General features: G+C 73.1%; 1 protein-coding gene. It reads right to left on the bottom strand.

Translation table 11 applies throughout. The annotated features are described in order from the left end of the window. The coding region (locus ACSLTV_RS35960) for an SDR family NAD(P)-dependent oxidoreductase (protein ID WP_435613718.1) at positions 1–3,100 on the bottom strand (3,100 nt) is incomplete at both ends.

Here is a 3,100-nt window from a genome sequence, read left to right as displayed (position 1 = left end):
ACAGCGCGAAGCCGTCGGCATCGGCGGCGAAGGGCTTGCAGCGGCCGTCCGCGGCCAGGGCACGCTGACGGCTGAAGGCGACGAACGGTCCCGGTCCCGACATCACCGTGGCCGCACCGGCCACCGCGAGGCGGCACTCACCCGCTCGGAGAGCGCGGACGGCGAGATGCAGAGCGACCAGGGACGAGGAACAGGCCGTGTCGACCGTCACCGCGGGGCCCTCCAGCCCCAGCGCATAGGCGATGCGCCCGGACGCCACACTCGCCGCCGCCCCTGTGGCGAGATACCCCTCGTTGTCTCCGGACGCGGCGCGCAGCCGGACGGCGTACTCCTGGTCGGTGAGGCCGACATAGACACCGGTGGCGCTGCCCCGCAGGCTCTTGGGGTCGATGCCCGCCCTCTCCAGGGTCTCCCAGGTGGTCTCCAACAGCAGTCGCTGCTGCGGGTCCATCGCCGTCGCCTCACGCGGCGAGATGCCGAAGAAGGCCGCGTCGAACTCGGCCGCCTCGTCGAGGAACCCGCTCTCACGCACGTAGCTGGTGCCGAGGTGGTCGGGGTCGGCGTCGTAGAGGGCGTCGAGGTCCCAGCCCCGGTCCGTGGGGAGCGGAGTGATGGCATCCACGCCGTCGAGGACCAGGTGCCACAGGTCGTCCGGCGTACGCACCCCGCCGGGGAAGCGGCAGCCCATCGACACGATGGCGATGGGCTCCTCGTCACCGAGGTCCCGGGGGGCCGCCACGAGTGTGCTGTCCGTGCCGGGCTCTGCGTCCTCGCCTCCCCGGCCCTCGAACGCGAGGTCGTCGAGGCAGGCGGCGAGCGCGGAAACGGTCGGGTGGTCGAAGACGACGGTGGTGGGGAGCCTCAGGCCGGTCGCGCGGTGCAGCCGGTCGCGCAGGGCGACGGCGGTGAGGGAGTCGAAGCCCAGTTCCTTGAACGCCGCCTCGGCGCTGACGGCCCCGGCGTCGGCATGTCCCAGCGCAGCCGCCACATGGGTGCCGACGAGGGTGCGCAGTGCGGCGAGCCGACGAGCGGGCGGAAGGTCGGCGAGTTCGCGGAGCGCGGCGGAGGTGCCGACGGGGTTCTCGGCCTCGGCGTCGGCCAATCCCGTTGAGACGTCGGGCAGTTCGGCCAAGAGGGCGCTGCCGCGTACGGAAGTGAACACCTCGGCGAACCGGCGCCAGTCGACGTCGGCGACCGCCACGACCGTGTCGTCGTGATCGAGGGCCTGCTGGAGCCCGGTGATCGCGGTGTCCGGCTGGATGACGGGAACGCCCCTGCGGCGGAGCACGTCCTGGACGGACTCGGCGATCATCCCGCCGCCCGCCCAGGGGCCCCAGGCCACGCAGAGCACGGGGGTGCCGTCGGCGCGCCGGCGCTCGGCGCAGGCGTCGAGGATCGCGTTCGCCGCGCCGTAGGCGGCGTGGTCGGCAACGCCCCAAGTACCCGAGATGGACGAGAAGTAGACGACGGCGTCCAGTTCTGTGGCGTCCAGTACCTCGTCGAGGTGGGCCGCGCCGAGCACCTTGCCCGAGAGGACGGCTGCGAGATGCTCGACGTGGGCTTCCGCGATGGGGCCGAGCACGCTCACGCCGGCCGCGTGGACGACGGAACGCACGGGTCCGCCCTCCGCGGTGAGGCCGTCCACCAGGCCGACGAGGGCATCACGGTCGGCGATGTCGCAGGCGGCGACGGTAAGCCGCGTGCCGTGGCCTGCGAGTTCGTCCCGCAGGTCGTCGAGGTGGGGGCCGTCGCCACGGCGGCCGACGAGAACGACGTGCTCCGCGCCGCGCCCGGACAGCCAGCGCGCGACATGAGCGCCGAGTGCTCCGGTACCGCCGGTGACGAGGACCGTGCCACGCGGCTTCCAGTCGCGCGGCGCCGCCTTGCCGCCCGTGGCCGCGTGGACGAGCCGACGTCCGTGGGCAGTGCCGTCGCGGAGGGCCACCTGGTCCTCCACCGCGCCCGCCACGACGGTGTCCACCAGCAGGTCCGCGGCATGGTCGGCGCCGGCCGCCGGGAGGTCGACGAGTCCGCCCCATCGCTTGGGGTGCTCCAGGGCGGCGACCCGCCCGATGCCCCAGACACCTGCCTGTTCGGGTGCGGTCGGCGCCTCGTGCCGGCCGGTTCCGACGGCGCCCCGGGTCACGCACCACAGAGGCGCGTCGACCGACACGTCCCCGAGTGCCTGTACGAGCGTGAGGGTTCCGGCCAGTCCGAGCCGGACCACGGGGTGGCGCGGGTGAGGCCGTTCGTCAAGGGCCAGGAACGACAGCACGCCGCTGAACTCGGCCGACTCGGCAGCCGACGCGAGCAGAACACCGAGGGCGGCCCGGTCCAGGTCGTCGGCAGCGGTCATGACGAGCGCTCGGCCACCGCGTGCCTCCAACGCGGACACCGTGTCGGCGACGACTGGGATGCCTTCCGGAACCTCGGGGACGACCAGCAGCCAGGTTCCGGCTGCCGAGGCCGCGGCGCGGACCGGCAGAGGGCGCCACTCGGTGCGGTACCTCCAGTTGTCGACGGCTCCTCGTGCGTGGCGGGTGTGGCGCCAGGCGGCCAGTGCCGGTACGACGGCCTCCAGACCCTCCTCGACACCGAGCGTGCCGGCCAGCGCCTCCAGATCTCCCTCCTCCACGGTCCGCCAGAACGCCTCCTCCGCAGGGTCGGCGCTCACCCGGGCCTTGGGCAGATCCAGCCAGAAGCGGCTGTGCTGGAACGGGTAGGTGGGCAGGTCGACCATGCGCGGCGACAGCCCCTCGAAGGCCGGGGCCCAGTCCACCGACACCCCGCCGGCCCACGCCTCACCCAGGGAAAGATAGAAGCGGCCCAGACCGCCCTCACCACGACGCAGCGACCCGACAACCACCGCTTCCACGCCCGCGGCCTCCACCGTCTCGGCGACCGGCACGGTCAGCACCGGGTGCGGACTCATCTCGACGAAGGCTCCGTGACCGGACTCCACCAGTCGCCGCACGGCCGGCTCCAGCTGCACCGTCTGACGCAGATTGCGATACCAGTACCCGGCATCCGTCAGCGCCGAATCGACCCACTGCCCGGTCACCGTCGACAGGAACGGCACCGACGGCTCCAACGCCACCAC

This window comes from Streptomyces sp. bgisy159, from assembly GCF_965341775.1.
Classification (GTDB): domain Bacteria; phylum Actinomycetota; class Actinomycetes; order Streptomycetales; family Streptomycetaceae; genus Streptomyces.
Note: the sequence above shows the minus strand (reverse complement) of the source record. Positions and strands in the feature narration are given on the sequence as shown.